The sequence below is a fragment of the Enterobacter cloacae complex sp. 2024EL-00214 genome, assembly GCF_043945575.1.
Lineage (GTDB): Bacteria > Pseudomonadota > Gammaproteobacteria > Enterobacterales > Enterobacteriaceae > Enterobacter > Enterobacter cloacae_P.
On sequence record NZ_JBIMRC010000001.1, the window covers coordinates 419,664 to 433,206 of the forward strand.

A 13,543-nucleotide genomic window follows, 5' to 3' on the forward strand; every position below is an offset into this window, starting at 1 on the left:
TTTTCAGGATCTCGATAATTTTTTTAGCCACGGAAATACTCTTCTCTATATGCCTTATTCCTGCCATTAGAAAAAAGAAATTAATCGTAAACTTTCCCCTGTTGAGGCCGATAACCCCATTATTCGTTCTACGTGTCGATACATTAAGGAATAAATATGGCAAGTATTTCATCATTGGGAATCGGTTCGGGCCTAAAGTTAGCGGACATTCTGGATAGCCTGACGACTGCGGAAAAAGCACAGTTGACGCCGATCTCCAAACAGCAGACCTCCTATACCGCCAAGCTCAGCGCCTACGGCACGTTAAATAGTTCGCTGGCAGCGTTTCAGACGGCCAACACCGCGCTAAATAACGCCGACCTGTTTACCGCGACCAGCACGGCAAGCAGCACCACCGCGTTTAGTGCAACCACGACCGGGAGTGCGATTGCCGGGAAATACACCATCAGCGTGTCACAGCTGGCACAGGCGCAGACGCTGACCACGAAAAATACCCGGGCGGATAACACAACCGCTATCGCTTCGGCTGACAGCACAATCACCTTTACCGCCGGTAATGGTAAACCGCCGGTAAGCATCGGCATCAGCGCAGCAAACTCATCGTTAACCGGTATCCGCGATGCGATCAACAAAGCTGAAGCGGGTGTGAGCGCCAGTATTATCAACGTTGGCAATGGTCAGTACCGTCTGTCCATTACCTCAACCAATACCGGTTCTGCAAATGCCGTTAGCATTGGCGTAAGTGGTGACAGTGCCCTGCAGTCCTTCATGGGTTACAACGGTACCAATACCGACGCCAGCAACGGTATGAGCGAAAGCGTGACCGCGCAAAACGCAAAGCTGAAGGTTAACAACGTTGATATCGAAAACAGCAGCAACACTATCAGTGATGCGCTGGAAGATATCACCCTGAACCTGAACGATGTGACGAGCGGTAACCAGACGCTGACGATCAGCAAGGATACGTCTAAAGCATCAACCACGATTAAAGCATGGGTTGATGCCTACAACACCCTGCAGGACAGCTTTGCCGCGCTGACCAAGTATACGGCAGTGGATGTAGGTTCCACGCAGGATGCCAACAACGGTGCTCTGCTGGGTGACAGCACGCTGCGTACGATTCAGACTCAGCTGAAAACCATGCTGAGCACCTCAGTAGGTGGAACGGCCTATAAAACGCTGTCGCAGGTGGGCATTACCTCCGATCCGTCTACCGGTAAGCTGCAGCTGGACAACACCAAGCTGCAAACTGCGCTGACCAATAACTCGCAGGCTGTGAAAGACCTGGTGGTGGGTGACGGTAAAACCACCGGTATCACCACCAATATGGCGACTCACATGACTGACTGGCTGTCCAGCAAAGGCATTATTCAGGCAGCAAAAGATGGTGTCAGCAAAACGCTGAACAAGCTGACGGATCAGTACAACGCCGTGAGCGATCGCATTGATGCGACAGTTGCACAGTATAAAGCCCAGTTTACCCAACTGGACATCATGATGACCTCGCTGAACAACACCAGCAGCTACCTGACGCAGCAGTTTGATACCAGCTCGTCAAGCAAGTAGTAAACGCTAACCAGACCCGAGGGGGATAACATGTACGGCGCAAAAGGCACGCAAGCCTACGCAAAAATAGAAGTTGAAAGCGCGGTGATGAGCGCCAGCCAGCATCAGCTGGTTATCATGCTATTTGATGGAGCCCTCAGCGCGCTGGTACGCGCGCGTCTGTTTCTGCAGGACGGCAACATCCCGGCAAAAGGGCTGGCGCTTTCAAAAGCCATCAACATTATCGAAAACGGGCTCAAAATCGGCCTGGTTGAAGGGAATGGTGATGAGCTGACACAAAATCTGATTGCCCTTTATGCCTATATGGTAAGACGACTCCTGCATGCCAACGTGAATAATGATGCCAGCGCCATCGAAGAGGTGGAAATCTTGCTGCGCAATATCGCTGACGGCTGGAAGGAGGTTGCCGGTTCGCCACAACTGATTCAGGACGCCGTCTAATGAGTAATGCACCGCAACTTTATTCTCTCTATCAACAACTCCTTGAGCAGAGCCAGTTGATGCTGCGACTTGCTCGTCAGGGGTTATGGGATGATCTCATCACCTGTGAAACCGATTATGTTAATGCGGTGCACTCTCTGGCCAGACTCACTCAGGAAACCGCCCCTTCCGCACAATTGCAGGAGCAGCTTCGTCCGACGCTACGGGTGATTCTGGATAATGAAAGTCAGGTTAAAACGTTGCTGCAAGCCAGAATGGATGAGCTGGCAAAGCTGGTGGGTCAATCCTCCATGCAAAAAACCGTTCTGTCGACCTACAGCAACCAGGGCGGTCACGTTCTGGTTCCGCAAGGTAATCCTGAAGTCAGTTAGCCACTTTACTGGCGAACGAACTCCTCTCGCGTCGTTCGCCAGGCATTTATTCCCCCGCTACGCCATACTTGAGTTTCGCGACCTCATGGAGATGGTGCATGCGCAATCCCACCTTACTGCAATGCTTTCACTGGTATTACCCCGCTGGCGGTGAACTGTGGCGAGAAATTACGGCCCTGGCCCCTAATCTTAATGAAATTGGGGTCAATATGATCTGGTTACCCCCGGCATATAAAGGCGCATCAGGCGGGTATTCGGTTGGATACGACTCTTACGATCTTTTCGACCTGGGTGAATTCGACCAGAAAGGCAGCATCGCGACAAAATACGGTGATAAACCCCAGCTTCTGGAAGCCCTCGACGCCTTAAAGAGCAATCAAATCGCCGTGCTGCTTGATGTGGTGGTGAACCACAAAATGGGGGCAGATGAAAAAGAGTCCATCCGCGTGCAGCGTGTGAACGAGCAGGATCGTACGCAAATCGATGACGACGTTATCGAATGCGAGGCCTGGACGCGCTACACCTTCCCTGCCCGCGCCGGGCAATATTCGCAGTTTATCTGGGATTTTAAATGCTTCAGCGGTATCGACCACATCGAAAACCCCACTGAAGACAACATCTTTAAAATCGTCAACGACTACACCGGCGAGGGCTGGAATGACCAGGTCGATGATGAAATGGGTAATTTTGATTATCTGATGGGCGAAAATATCGATTTTCGCAATCACGCCGTTACGGAGGAATTAAAATACTGGGCGCGCTGGGTGATGGCGCAAACACAGTGCGACGGCTTTCGTCTGGATGCGGTAAAACACATTCCAGCCTGGTTTTATAAGGAATGGATTGAACACGTTCAGGAGGTTGCCAGTAAGCCGCTGTTTATCGTGGCCGAATACTGGTCGCATGAAGTCGATAAACTGCAGAATTACATCAACCAGGTCGACGGAAAAACAATGCTGTTCGACGCCCCTCTGCAGATGAAATTTCATGAAGCTTCGCGCCAGGGGCGAAACTATGACATGAGCCAGATCTTCACCGGCACGCTGGTGGAAGCCGATCCGTTTCATGCGGTGACGCTGGTTGCCAACCACGACACCCAGCCTTTGCAGGCGCTGGAAGCGCCGGTTGAAGCCTGGTTTAAACCGCTGGCGTATGCGCTGATCCTGCTGCGGGAAAACGGTGTGCCGAGCGTGTTTTATCCGGATCTGTTCGGCGCACGCTATGACGATACCGGGGGCGACGGTAAAACGTATCACATTGATATGCCGGTTATTGAACAGCTTCACGAGCTGATTCTGGCGCGCCAGCGCTTTGCCCACGGCGTTCAGACGCTGTTTTTTGACCATCCTAACTGTATCGCCTTTAGCCGCAGCGGCACCGAGGACGATCCCGGTTGTGTGGTGGTGCTTTCCAATGGTGATGATGGTGAGAAGGTCATTTGTCTCGGGGAAAACTACGGCAACAGAACGTGGCGTGATTTTCTGGGCAATTGCGAAGAAAGCGTCATAACAGCGGCGGACGGTGAAGGTACGTTTACCTGCAAAGGTGGAAGTGTGAGCGTGTGGGTAATGGAGGATGTGCTGTAGCGCTGGAAAAAGTACAACCTGATGCCCTCACCCCGTCCCTCTCCCACGGGGAGAGGGCGAAAACACAAAAAACGGCAACAAGGTTGCCGTTTTGCTTTTACCCTCAGGGCAGCTTACTCTCCAGCGGGTTTTTGCTCAGATAATCTGCGCATTCCACCGTTGGGCGGTCAACCTTCTGCAACACCATACCATCATACTCAAGCGTCAGGCCATCACGCGCCAGCGGGTAGATATCCAGCTTGCGGGTCACGTTATAATAGTTTTCTGAACGCAGCATAATTTTACCCGGCACGGCCAATACGCGCTGCCACTGACGGCAATCCAGCGTATCGCCCTCCTCCGTCACCACCAGCGTGGCAATCGCCTCCGGGCTGACCATTTTGCTCTGCGGCCCTTTTGACTGCCAATATCCCGCCAGATGCGCCGGAACAGGATGTTTTATCACGTCCTGATAGTTATCAACCTGAGCGCACCCGGTCAGTGCCAGCAGCGCACCCATAATTGCTATTTTTTTCATCATCTTTCCTGCATGCGAAGAAAAAAATATTGTGGCATTAAAGCGCGGAAGCCGCCAGAAGAAGATATGAAGCGCCTACACCTGCATGGACATGATGTCCTGATACGCAGACACCAGCTTATTACGCACCTGGATCCCCATTTGCAGGGAGACCGATGCTTTTTGCAAATCGGTCATCACATCGTTTAGCGCCACGCCCGGCTCACCGAGGGTGAACTTTTCCGCCTGCGTACGCGCAGCGGTCTGGGTATCGCTGATACGGTCAAGAGCGGCGTGCAGTTGCCCCGCAAAGCTGATGGCCGGCTGTTCTGCTGCCACGTTCTGATTACGGGCCGTCATCGCCGTTGCCTGCAACTGACTGATTACCCCTTCAATGCCCTGTATAGCCATGACTCTCCCCTGGATGGTTTTTTACGCGGTCAAGACTAACAGCTTGTCAATAAGATAATGGCGGTAAATAACGTGAAAAAACCAGGTTATTTGACGCATAGAAAATCCCGAATCATCAAATAATGGCAGGGCCATCAATATGGAACTTTTGTCGTGTTTGCCGACCCGGGAGTCAGTTTTGTTTCTCTACACGAATAACGTAAACCACCAGGATTTAAGAGGTGCGCAATGACTGCAACAGCATCAACAGCGCCACAAAATAAATCACTCGAGTGGATGAACCGCCTTCGCGCGAACCCTAAAATCCCGTTGATCGTGGCAGGCGCTGCCGCAATTGCGATCCTTGTAGCGATGGTCTTGTGGGCAAAAAGCCCTGATTACCGCACGCTCTATAGCAACCTTTCCGATCAGGATGGCGGTGCCATCGTCACCCAGCTTACCCAGATGAACATCCCTTATCGCTTTGCCGATAACGGCGGTGCGCTTGAAGTGCCCGCGGATAAGGTACATGAGCTGCGTCTGCGTCTGGCTCAGCAAGGTCTGCCGAAGGGGGGTGCGGTCGGTTTTGAACTGCTGGATCAGGAAAAATTCGGTATCAGTCAGTTCAGCGAGCAGGTGAATTACCAGCGCGCGCTGGAAGGTGAACTGGCCCGTACGATTGAAACCTTAGGCCCGGTGAAGAGTGCCCGCGTGCATCTGGCCATGCCTAAACCGTCTCTGTTTGTTCGTGAGCAAAAATCCCCGTCGGCTTCCGTTACCGTTAACCTTGAACCTGGCCGCGCGCTGGATGAAGGGCAAATCAGCGCCGTGACGCATCTGGTGTCCAGCGCCGTTGCAGGCTTACCGCCGGGTAACGTGACGCTGGTCGATCAGAGCGGCCATTTGCTGACCCAGTCCAATACCGCGGGTCGCGATCTGAACGATGCTCAGCTGAAATACGCAGCCGATGTGGAAAACCGCCTCCAGCGCCGTATTGAAGCGATCCTTGGCCCGGTTGTGGGTAACAGCAATGTGCATGCGCAGGTGACCGCGCAAATTGACTTCGCTAATAAAGAACAAACTGAAGAACAATACAGCCCGAACGGTGAACCGTCTCAGGCCGTCATGCGTTCTCGCCAGATCAACTCGAACGAGCAGGTCGGTGGCCCTTACCCTGGCGGTGTGCCGGGTGCGCTGTCGAACCAACCGGCTCCGGCTAACGCTGCCCCTATTTCTACTCCTCCGGCAAACCAGCAGAACGGACAGCAAAATAATCAGCAGACAACCTCTACGGCAAGCAGCAATGCAGGCCCGCATACCAGCAGCCGTAACGAAACCACCAACTATGAAGTTGACCGTACTATCCGCCACACCAAACTGAACGTGGGCGATATTCAGCGTCTTTCTGTTGCCGTGGTCGTGAACTACAAAACGCTGCCGGACGGTAAATCGCTGCCGCTGACGGCCGAGCAGATGAAGCAGATCGAAAACCTGACCCGCGAAGCAATGGGTTACACGGAAAAACGTGGCGATACCCTCAACGTGGTGAACTCACCGTTCAACTCCGTTGATGAAACGGGTGGCGAGCTGCCGTTCTGGAAACAGCAGGCGTTTATTGATCAACTGATGTCCGCTGGTCGCTGGCTGCTGGTTCTGATTGTCGCGTGGCTGCTGTGGCGTAAGGGCGTTCGTCCGCAGCTCCAGCGTCGTGCTGAAGCCGAGAAAGCCGCTCTGGAGCAGATGAATTCGCGTCAGGAAGTGGAAGAAGCGGTTGAAGTCCGTCTGAGTAAAGACGAACAAACGCAGCAGCGTCGTGCTAACCAGCGCATGGGTGCCGAGGTGATGAGCCAGCGCATTCGCGAAATGTCAGATAACGATCCGCGCGTCGTCGCGCTGGTCATCCGTCAGTGGATGGGTAACGAACATGAGTAACACGCTTACAGGCACCGATAAAAGCGTCATCCTGCTGATGACCATTGGTGAAGACCGTGCGGCAGAGGTGTTTAAACACCTCTCCCAACGAGAAGTACAAATTCTCAGTGCGGCAATGGCAAACGTCCGCCAGATCTCCAACAAGCAGCTCACCGAAGTGCTGGCGGAGTTTGAGCAGGAAGCGGAACAGTTCGCGGCGCTGAACGTCAACGCCAACGACTACCTGCGTTCGGTGCTGGTGAAAGCGCTGGGCGAAGAGCGTGCCGCCAGCCTGCTGGAAGATATTCTGGAGACGCGCGATACCGCCAGCGGTATCGAAACGCTCAACTTTATGGAGCCGCAGAGTGCCGCCGACCTTATTCGCGACGAGCACCCGCAGATTATTGCCACCATTCTGGTTCACCTCAAACGTGGCCAGGCAGCCGATATTCTGGCACTGTTCGACGAGCGTCTGCGTCACGACGTCATGCTGCGTATCGCCACCTTCGGTGGTGTTCAGCCTGCCGCGCTGGCGGAACTGACCGAAGTGCTGAACAACCTGCTCGATGGCCAGAACCTCAAACGCAGCAAAATGGGCGGCGTGAGAACGGCAGCAGAAATCATCAACCTGATGAAAACACAGCAGGAAGAAGCGGTTATTACTGCAGTTCGCGAGTTCGACGGCGAACTGGCGCAGAAAATTATCGACGAGATGTTCCTGTTCGAAAACCTGGTCGAAGTGGACGATCGCAGCATCCAGCGCCTGCTCCAGGAAGTGGACTCCGAATCGCTGCTTATCGCCCTCAAAGGTGCCGAACAGCCGCTGCGCGAGAAGTTCCTGCGCAACATGTCCCAGCGTGCGGCAGATATCCTGCGCGACGACCTGGCCAACCGTGGCCCGGTGCGTTTGTCTCAGGTGGAAAACGAACAGAAAGCCATCCTGCTTATTGTTCGTCGTCTGGCGGAAACCGGCGAGATGGTGATTGGCAGCGGAGACGACACCTATGTCTAATGAGCTGCCGTGGACACGCTGGACGCCTGACGATCTGGCTCCTCCCCTCGCCGGGTTCACGCCCGCCGTGATGTTGCCTGAGGAAGGCGACACGGAAGCCGAGGTACCTGAGCTTAGCGAAGAAGAGCAACGTGCCCAGATGCTGGCGCAAATGCAAATGCAGGCGCATGAACAGGGCTTCAACGCCGGTCTGAACGAAGGGCGACAGAAAGGCCAGGAGCAGGGTTACCAGGAAGGTCTGGCAAAAGGTCTGGAACAAGGCATTGAGCAAGCACGTCAGCAACAGGCCCCGCTTCATGCCCGTATGCAACAGCTGGTCAGCGAATTCCAGCATACGCTGGATGCGCTGGACAGCGTGATTGCGTCGCGCCTGATGCAAATGGCGCTTGAAGCCGCTCGCCAGGTGATTGGTCAGACGCCGACGGTAGATAACGCGGCACTCATCAAACAAATTCAGGGGCTGCTCCAGCAGGAGCCGCTATTTAGCGGAAAACCACAACTGCGCGTTCATCCGGACGATCTGCAGCGTGTGGAAGATAGCCTGGGTGCAACGCTGAGCCTGCACGGCTGGCGTCTGCGCGGCGATCCGTCATTACATCACGGTGGATGTAAAGTGTCTGCCGATGAAGGCGATCTGGATGCCAGCGTCGCCACCCGCTGGCAGGAACTGTGCCGCCTGGCCGCACCGGGAGTCGTCTGATGACTGCACGCCTCACGCGCTGGCTCAACACGCTCGATAACTTTGAAGCAAAGATGGCACAACTGCCGTCTGTTCGTCGTTACGGGCGCTTGACGCGCGCCACCGGTCTGGTGCTGGAAGCAACCGGTCTGCAACTTCCGCTGGGTGCGACCTGCGTGATTGAGCGCCAGGATGGGCAAGAAACGCGTGAAGTGGAAAGCGAAGTCGTCGGTTTTAACGGTCAGCGTCTGTTCCTGATGCCGCTTGAAGAAGTGGAAGGCATTCTGCCCGGCGCGCGCGTGTACGCCAAAAACATCAGCGGCGATGGCCTGCAAAGTGGTAAACAGCTGCCGCTTGGCCCTGCGCTGCTCGGCCGCGTACTGGACGGAAGCGGCAAGCCGCTCGATGGGCTGCCCTCACCCGATACGACTGAAACCGGCGCGCTAATCACCCAGCCGTTTAACCCCCTGCAGCGAACCCCTATCGAGCATGTTCTGGATACTGGCGTGCGCCCGATTAACGCCCTGCTGACGGTGGGCCGTGGGCAGCGTATGGGCCTGTTCGCCGGTTCCGGCGTGGGTAAATCGGTTCTGCTCGGCATGATGGCGCGTTATACCCAGGCAGACGTTATCGTCGTGGGCCTGATCGGTGAACGTGGCCGTGAAGTGAAAGACTTCATTGAAAACATTCTGGGTGCGGAAGGCCGTGCCCGCTCGGTGGTCATCGCCGCACCGGCGGATGTTTCACCGTTACTGCGTATGCAGGGTGCCGCGTATGCCACCCGTATTGCAGAAGATTTTCGTGACCGTGGGCAGCACGTGCTGCTGATTATGGACTCCCTGACCCGTTACGCCATGGCGCAGCGTGAAATCGCGCTGGCGATCGGTGAGCCACCGGCCACCAAAGGCTACCCGCCTTCGGTATTTGCTAAGCTCCCGGCTCTGGTAGAACGTGCAGGGAACGGCATCAGCGGCGGTGGCTCAATCACTGCTTTTTATACGGTTCTGACCGAAGGCGATGACCAGCAAGACCCGATTGCCGACTCTGCGCGTGCGATCCTTGACGGTCACATTGTGTTATCCCGCCGTCTGGCCGAAGCCGGGCACTATCCGGCCATCGATATTGAAGCATCAATCAGCCGTGCAATGACGGCATTGATAACCGAGAAGCACTACGCCCGCGTGCGTAACTTCAAACAACTGCTCTCCAGCTTCCAGCGCAACCGCGATCTGGTGAGCGTGGGGGCGTATGCCAAAGGCAGCGACCCGATGCTCGACAAAGCGATTACCCTGTGGCCACAGCTGGAGGCGTTTTTGCAACAAGGTATTTTTGAACGCGCCGACTGGGAAGATTCGATACAGGCTCTGGAGCTGATTTTCCCGCAGGTGTAATACAGGTGGAGGGCGAAGGTCATGGCGCAAAATAGCGCGTTATCAACGCTAAAAGATCTGGCTGAAAAAGAAGTTGATGATGCCGCATTGCAGCTTGGCGCAATGCGACGCGGGTGCCAGCAGGCTGAAGAACAGTTGAAAATGTTAATCGACTATCAGCATGAATATCGCACCAACCTTAATACCGATATGACTCAGGGCATTGGAAGCCAGCGCTGGATTAACTATCAGCAGTTTATTCAGACGCTGGAAAAGGCGATTGAACAGCATCGCCAGCAGCTTCATCAATGGACCCAAAAAGTGGATACCGCGCTAACTTTCTGGCGCGAGAAAAAACAGCGACTGCAGGCCTGGCAGACCTTACAGGACAGGCAGGTTGCGGCAGCGACTCTGGCGGAAAACCGTCAGGATCAGAAGAAAATGGATGAGTTTGCCCAGCGCGCATCAATGAGGAAACCGGAATGATCACACTGCAACAACTGCTGATGACCGACAGCGGCCTGTCAGGCGACACGCAGACGGGGAAAGGCACCGACGGTGCGCAAGATTTTCTGTCTCTGCTGGCGGGAGCCTTGACCGATGCTACCGGTAAGGGCAAAGATGCGCCGCTGACCCTGGCTGATCTGAAAGCTGCCGGCAGCAAACTGTCAAAAGCCACGCAGGATGCCAAAGGCGAAACGACCCTGCAGGCAAAAATTGCCGATCTCCTTTCACGTCAGGCAACGGCGACCAGCGATGAGACGGCCGGGACAACCTCGCTGCAATCTCTCGTTTCCGGGTTGATGCCGGCATCAAACGCGGATGCCCTGAAGACGCTGGCCGCAGCCAATACAAAAGATGACAGCAAAAGCGAGTTGAGTGAAGACGAGCTGGCGGGATTAAGCGCGCTGATGGCAATGCTGCCGCACCAGCAGACCACCGCGCCGGTGGTGAGCCAGCCAACAAGCGCTGGCGGCATTGCCGCACAGTCGGCGTTGACCTCTGCCGCGCTCACGCAAAACAGTGCAGGTCAACAGCCCCTGAACAACTCGCTGGCGGGACATGACCATGATAAAGCACAACCTGCCGCGCAATATCAGGCACAAAACGCTGATTCTGCCCTGCCAGCTAGCGCGTCTGCAACGCCAGCCGTGGCCGCTTCAGCCGAGAAACAGGACATAGCCAGTTCCTCATCATCAACAACAACGCCGACCGCCACTCTGGCACCGATTGTCACCAGCCAGGCAACCTCTCAGCCTGCCGCTACCGTGGCCACCGCGCCAGTGTTAAGCCAGCCGCTGGGCACCAGCGAATGGCAACAAACGCTGAGCCAGCACATCACGCTGTTCACGAAACAGGGGCAACAAACAGCAGAACTGCGTCTGCACCCGGAAGATCTGGGCCAGGTGCAAATTTCGCTTAAACTGGATGATAACCAGGCGCAACTGCAGATGGTGTCTCCACATAGTCATGTGCGCGCGGCACTGGAAGCTGCACTGCCAACGCTGCGTACATCGCTTGCTGAAAACGGCATTCAGCTTTCGCAGAGCAGCGTCAGCAGTGAGAGCTTCAGCGGGCAGCAACAGTCGTCATCCCAGCAGCAACAGGCTTCGCGTTCTGGTCAGAATGGCGGTTTTAACGAAGAGAGTGATGAGTTATTACCCACTCCGGTGTCACTGCAATCCGCCGCGCGTGGAAACAGTGCCGTAGACATCTTCGCCTAAACGCCAGAGGTAGCGTGATTATCCCCGTCTTTTCCACGCTTTGACGTCCGCCGGACACGGGATAATCACCTTATTAAGCTGTACCGAAACAGGAAGCTCGTATCAGATGACTGACTCCGCTATCACCAAAAAAAGTAAGCGTTCCATCTGGATCCCGCTGCTGGTGTTGATCACGCTCGCCGCCTGCGCCACCGCGGGCTATAGTTACTGGCGTATGCAGCAGGAACCTACCACCGCTGCAGCCAAAGCTGAAGCACCCCCTCCGCCGGCTCCGGTGTTCTTCCCGCTGGATACCTTCACCGTCAACCTGGGTGATGCGGATCGTGTGCTTTATGTTGGCATTACGCTGCGTCTGAAAGACGAAGCCACGCGTTCTCGTCTGAACGATTACCTGCCTGAAGTCCGTAGCCGTTTGCTGCTGCTGTTCTCGCGTCAGGATGCGTCGACACTGGCCACCGCTGATGGTAAGCAAAAACTGGTCGATGAGATTAAGCAGACGCTGGCCACGCCGCTGGTAAACGGTCAACCTAAGCAGGAAGTCACTGACGTTCTGTACACAGCCTTCATTCTGCGGTAACGACATGGGCGACAGTATTCTTTCTCAGGCAGAAATCGATGCGCTGCTTAACGGCGACAACGATAAGAGTGATGATCCGCAACCGGGTTTGAGCGGTGACGATAATATTCGTCCCTATGACCCGAATACCCAGCGCCGCGTGGTACGTGAACGTCTGCAGGCGCTGGAGATCATCAACGAACGTTTTGCTCGTCAGTTCCGTATGGGGCTGTTTAACCTGCTGCGTCGTAGCCCGGATATCACCGTCGGTGCGATCCGCATTCAGCCTTATCATGAGTTTGCCCGCAACCTGCCGGTGCCGACCAACCTTAACCTGATCCATCTGAAACCGCTGCGCGGTACCGGGCTGGTGGTGTTTTCGCCAAGTCTGGTGTTCATTGCGGTAGATAACCTGTTTGGTGGCGATGGCCGTTTCCCGACCAAAGTGGAAGGACGCGAATTTACCCATACCGAGCAGCGCGTCATTAACCGCATGCTGAAGCTGGCGCTGGAATCTTACAGCGACGCGTGGAAAGCCATTAACCCGCTGGAAGTGGAGTACGTGCGTTCGGAAATGCAGGTGAAATTTACCAATATCACCACCTCCCCGAACGATATCGTCGTGAACACCCCGTTCCATGTGGAGATCGGTAACCTGACCGGCGAGTTCAACATCTGCCTGCCGTTCAGCATGATCGAGCCGCTGCGCGAGCTGCTGGTAAACCCACCGCTGGAAAACTCTCGCAACGAAGATCAGAACTGGCGTGAAAATCTGGTGCGTCAGGTTCAGCATTCACAGCTTGAGCTGGTGGCGAGCTTCGCCGATATCCCGCTGCGGTTATCCCAGATCCTGAAATTACAACCCGGCGATGTTCTGCCGATAGAAAAACCCGACCGCATTATTGCCCATGTGGATGGTGTCCCCGTGCTGACCAGTCAGTACGGCACGATTAACGGCCAGTATGCGTTACGCGTTGAGCACTTGATCAACCCGATTTTGAATTCGCTGAATGAGGAACAGCCCAAATGAGTGACATGAACAATCCGTCCGATGAAAACAGCGGAGCACTGGACGATCTGTGGGCTGACGCGTTAAACGAGCAAAAAACCACCCCGGCCAAAAGCGCGGCGGACGCGGTATTCCAGCAATTAGGCGGTGGCGACGTCAGCGGCACGCTGCAGGACATCGACCTGATCATGGATATCCCGGTTAAACTGACCGTTGAACTGGGTCGTACCCGTATGACCATTAAAGAGCTGCTGCGTCTGACGCAGGGTTCCGTGGTGGCTCTTGACGGATTGGCCGGTGAGCCACTGGATATTCTGATCAACGGTTATCTGATTGCTCAGGGTGAAGTCGTGGTTGTCGCCGATAAATACGGCGTGCGTATCACCGACATCATTACGCCATCTGAACGTATGCGTCGTCTGAGCCGTTAAG

Annotated in this window: 15 protein-coding genes; 13 read left to right on the forward strand and 2 right to left on the reverse strand. The window is 55.0% G+C overall.

The genetic code is table 11. The features are described 5' to 3' along the window. The first annotated feature begins 156 nt into the window (after positions 1 to 156). The 4 genes from fliD to amyA all read left to right on the forward strand — a co-directional run bounded on the left by fliD (position 157) and on the right by amyA (position 3,964). Positions 157 to 1,566: a flagellar filament capping protein FliD gene (gene fliD / locus ACHHZ6_RS02125; RefSeq protein ID WP_182919852.1), complete on the forward strand. Its 1,410-nt coding sequence runs from the start codon at positions 157 to 159 to the stop codon at positions 1,564 to 1,566. A gap of 30 nt (positions 1,567 to 1,596) precedes the next feature. Next, positions 1,597 to 2,007, forward strand: a complete 411-nt coding sequence (gene fliS, locus ACHHZ6_RS02130; protein ID WP_182271882.1) for a flagellar export chaperone FliS — start codon at positions 1,597 to 1,599, stop codon at positions 2,005 to 2,007. Beyond that, positions 2,007 to 2,378, forward strand: coding sequence for a flagella biosynthesis regulatory protein FliT (gene fliT, locus ACHHZ6_RS02135; protein WP_182271883.1), 372 nt, complete (start codon positions 2,007 to 2,009; stop codon positions 2,376 to 2,378). Before fliS ends, fliT begins: the two co-directional genes overlap by 1 nt. Before the next feature lie 98 nt (positions 2,379 to 2,476). Next, complete coding sequence (gene amyA / locus ACHHZ6_RS02140; RefSeq protein ID WP_182271884.1) at positions 2,477 to 3,964, forward strand: alpha-amylase; 1,488 nt, start codon at positions 2,477 to 2,479, stop codon at positions 3,962 to 3,964. Between the two features lie 103 nt (positions 3,965 to 4,067). Here amyA and yedD read toward each other — a convergent pair whose 3' ends face one another. Together yedD and fliE are read right to left on the reverse strand one after the other, a co-directional pair. Further along, entirely contained in the window at positions 4,068 to 4,481 is a 414-nt protein-coding gene (gene yedD, locus ACHHZ6_RS02145; RefSeq protein WP_182920020.1) for a lipoprotein YedD, read from the reverse strand. Positions 4,482 to 4,556: 75 nt separating this feature from the next. Next, the gene (fliE, locus tag ACHHZ6_RS02150) at positions 4,557 to 4,871 is read right to left on the reverse strand and encodes a flagellar hook-basal body complex protein FliE (protein ID WP_182271885.1); all 315 of its coding nucleotides are present in this window, start codon (positions 4,869 to 4,871) and stop codon (positions 4,557 to 4,559) included. A 228-nt stretch (positions 4,872 to 5,099) separates the two neighbouring features. On the opposite strand from fliE, the gene fliF reads away from it, so the two are divergent. The 9 genes from fliF to fliN all read left to right on the forward strand — a co-directional run bounded on the left by fliF (position 5,100) and on the right by fliN (position 13,542). Then, positions 5,100 to 6,782 (forward strand): flagellar basal-body MS-ring/collar protein FliF, encoded by a 1,683-nt coding sequence (fliF, locus tag ACHHZ6_RS02155; protein WP_182271886.1) that lies wholly within the window; start codon positions 5,100 to 5,102, stop codon positions 6,780 to 6,782. Further along, positions 6,775 to 7,773: a flagellar motor switch protein FliG gene (fliG, locus tag ACHHZ6_RS02160; RefSeq protein ID WP_182271887.1), complete on the forward strand. Its 999-nt coding sequence runs from the start codon at positions 6,775 to 6,777 to the stop codon at positions 7,771 to 7,773. Before fliF ends, fliG begins: the two co-directional genes overlap by 8 nt. Next, positions 7,766 to 8,473 carry a flagellar assembly protein FliH gene (fliH, locus tag ACHHZ6_RS02165; RefSeq protein WP_182271888.1) on the forward strand — a complete coding sequence of 236 codons (708 nt, stop codon included), beginning with the start codon at positions 7,766 to 7,768 and terminating at the stop codon, positions 8,471 to 8,473. Before fliG ends, fliH begins: the two co-directional genes overlap by 8 nt. Further along, the gene (gene fliI / locus ACHHZ6_RS02170; RefSeq protein WP_182271889.1) at positions 8,473 to 9,843 is read left to right on the forward strand and encodes a flagellar protein export ATPase FliI; all 1,371 of its coding nucleotides are present in this window, start codon (positions 8,473 to 8,475) and stop codon (positions 9,841 to 9,843) included. Before fliH ends, fliI begins: the two co-directional genes overlap by 1 nt. A gap of 21 nt (positions 9,844 to 9,864) precedes the next feature. Beyond that, positions 9,865 to 10,308, forward strand: coding sequence for a flagellar export protein FliJ (gene fliJ / locus ACHHZ6_RS02175; RefSeq protein WP_182271890.1), 444 nt, complete (start codon positions 9,865 to 9,867; stop codon positions 10,306 to 10,308). Further along, positions 10,305 to 11,546, forward strand: coding sequence for a flagellar hook length control protein FliK (gene fliK / locus ACHHZ6_RS02180; protein ID WP_182271891.1), 1,242 nt, complete (start codon positions 10,305 to 10,307; stop codon positions 11,544 to 11,546). Before fliJ ends, fliK begins: the two co-directional genes overlap by 4 nt. A gap of 106 nt (positions 11,547 to 11,652) precedes the next feature. Beyond that, positions 11,653 to 12,123, forward strand: coding sequence for a flagellar basal body-associated protein FliL (fliL, locus tag ACHHZ6_RS02185; protein ID WP_182271892.1), 471 nt, complete (start codon positions 11,653 to 11,655; stop codon positions 12,121 to 12,123). Between the two features lie 4 nt (positions 12,124 to 12,127). Next, complete coding sequence (gene fliM, locus ACHHZ6_RS02190) at positions 12,128 to 13,132, forward strand: flagellar motor switch protein FliM (protein ID WP_182271893.1); 1,005 nt, start codon at positions 12,128 to 12,130, stop codon at positions 13,130 to 13,132. Continuing rightward, positions 13,129 to 13,542 (forward strand): flagellar motor switch protein FliN, encoded by a 414-nt coding sequence (gene fliN, locus ACHHZ6_RS02195; RefSeq protein ID WP_014170738.1) that lies wholly within the window; start codon positions 13,129 to 13,131, stop codon positions 13,540 to 13,542. Before fliM ends, fliN begins: the two co-directional genes overlap by 4 nt. The last annotated feature ends 1 nt before the right edge of the window (position 13,543 follow it).

Excerpts from the sequence above, each read along its gene's own strand:
- fliM (WP_182271893.1), top strand. The coding sequence starts at position 12,128 with ATGGGCGACAGTATTCTTTCTCAGGCAGAAATCGATGCGCTGCTTAAC.
- fliK (WP_182271891.1), top strand. The coding sequence starts at position 10,305 with ATGATCACACTGCAACAACTGCTGATGACCGACAGCGGCCTGTCAGGC.
- yedD (WP_182920020.1), bottom strand. The coding sequence starts at position 4,481 with ATGAAAAAAATAGCAATTATGGGTGCGCTGCTGGCACTGACCGGGTGC.
- fliE (WP_182271885.1), bottom strand. The coding sequence starts at position 4,871 with ATGGCTATACAGGGCATTGAAGGGGTAATCAGTCAGTTGCAGGCAACG.
- fliD (WP_182919852.1), top strand. The coding sequence starts at position 157 with ATGGCAAGTATTTCATCATTGGGAATCGGTTCGGGCCTAAAGTTAGCG.
- fliI (WP_182271889.1), top strand. The coding sequence starts at position 8,473 with ATGACTGCACGCCTCACGCGCTGGCTCAACACGCTCGATAACTTTGAA.
- fliS (WP_182271882.1), top strand. The coding sequence starts at position 1,597 with ATGTACGGCGCAAAAGGCACGCAAGCCTACGCAAAAATAGAAGTTGAA.
- fliJ (WP_182271890.1), top strand. The coding sequence starts at position 9,865 with ATGGCGCAAAATAGCGCGTTATCAACGCTAAAAGATCTGGCTGAAAAA.
- fliL (WP_182271892.1), top strand. The coding sequence starts at position 11,653 with ATGACTGACTCCGCTATCACCAAAAAAAGTAAGCGTTCCATCTGGATC.
- fliN (WP_014170738.1), top strand. The coding sequence starts at position 13,129 with ATGAGTGACATGAACAATCCGTCCGATGAAAACAGCGGAGCACTGGAC.
- fliG (WP_182271887.1), top strand. The coding sequence starts at position 6,775 with ATGAGTAACACGCTTACAGGCACCGATAAAAGCGTCATCCTGCTGATG.
- fliH (WP_182271888.1), top strand. The coding sequence starts at position 7,766 with ATGTCTAATGAGCTGCCGTGGACACGCTGGACGCCTGACGATCTGGCT.
- amyA (WP_182271884.1), top strand. The coding sequence starts at position 2,477 with ATGCGCAATCCCACCTTACTGCAATGCTTTCACTGGTATTACCCCGCT.
- fliF (WP_182271886.1), top strand. The coding sequence starts at position 5,100 with ATGACTGCAACAGCATCAACAGCGCCACAAAATAAATCACTCGAGTGG.
- fliT (WP_182271883.1), top strand. The coding sequence starts at position 2,007 with ATGAGTAATGCACCGCAACTTTATTCTCTCTATCAACAACTCCTTGAG.